This window comes from Pseudomonas sp. NPDC087639 (genome assembly GCF_044743385.1).
In the GTDB taxonomy this organism is placed as follows: Bacteria; Pseudomonadota; Gammaproteobacteria; order Pseudomonadales; family Pseudomonadaceae; genus Aquipseudomonas.
In genome coordinates, this window is record NZ_JBIUWI010000191.1 from 1 (window position 1) to 1,200 (window position 1,200).

The 1,200-nt window shown below is 61.4% G+C and carries 2 protein-coding genes; both read left to right on the plus strand.

Annotation, left to right across the window (positions count from 1 at the left end; translation table 11 throughout):
- A partial coding sequence (locus ACIOVB_RS27810) for a PilZ domain-containing protein (RefSeq protein ID WP_401272312.1) occupies positions 1 to 520 on the plus strand: 520 nt, incomplete at its 5' end.
- 14 nt (positions 521 to 534) lie between these two features.
- Positions 535 to 1,200, plus strand: a 666-nt coding sequence (locus ACIOVB_RS27815; protein ID WP_401272313.1) for a glycerophosphodiester phosphodiesterase, incomplete at its 3' end; no start/stop codon positions are given.

Consider the following 1,200-nt stretch of genomic DNA (forward strand, 5'->3'; position numbering starts at 1 on the left):
GGAAATTCGGCCCCTGTCCGCTCCCGAAGCCGCAGGCCAGGAAGTGTTGCAGGATGCTTCCCCACTCTTCAACCTGCTCAGCGAACTGCACCTGAGCGAATTCGAGTCGCAGCACCTGTTGCGCCAGATCAGCGAGCGCGACCGGGCCATCGCCGCGTTCCTGAAATCCCAGAACAAACGCATCGACCTGCTGAGCCAGGTGGTCGCGCTGACCGTGCTCGGCCATATCGGCGAACCGCAACCGGTGATCATCTCCGAAGGCGGGATCGACTTTCAGTATCCGACGCCAATCGCTACCGACGCGCATCTGTCGGTGAAACTGGTGCTGATGCCGCAAGCGCTGGGCCTGCTGTTACGCGCACGCGTCACCCATTGCGACCGCAAGGGCGACGGCTATGACGTCGGCACCGAGTTCGAACACCTGACCGATGCCCAACGCCAACTGCTCGCTCGTTATATCTTGCAGAAGCAGGCCCAGGAACGACGTCTGGCCCGCGAACAGAACGAATCAGGCATTTAAATTAAGGAAGAACCGTGACCCTCATCTACGGCCACCGCGGCGCCAAGGGCGAAGCACCGGAAAATACCCTGAGCAGTTTTCAGGAATGTCTCAAGCACGGCGTGCGCCGCTGCGAACTGGACTTGCACCTGTCCAAGGACGGCGAGTTGATGGTCATCCATGACCCGACCCTGAAACGCACCACCGAGCGTCGCGGCAAAGTCGTCGAGCACAGCGCCGCCGAACTGGTGACGTACGACGCGCGCAAGGGTGGCCCGGGCTGGATCAAGCCGTGCCCGATTCCGACGCTGGAGGAGCTGTTCGAAAAGTGTGATTTCGAGCACTGGCAGCTTGAAGTGAAAAGCGCTTCACGCACCCGCGCCGCAACCACGGTGCTGGCAATTCGTGAAATGGCTCAGCGCCACGGCCTGCTGGACAAGGTGACGATCACCTCGAGTTCGCGCGAAGTACTGAAAGCTGCGCTGGATCTGGTGCCGGACGTGTCACGCGGACTGGTAGCCGAGTACGCCTGGCTCGACCCGTTGAAGGTCGCCCAGAGCTATGGCTGTGAGATTCTTGCGTTGAACTGGACGCTGTGTACGCCGGAACGCCTGCAAAAGGCGCAGCGTCAGGGGCTGCATGTGTCGGTGTGGACCGTCAACGAGCCTGCGCTGATGCGCAGACTCGCCGACTTCGGCGTT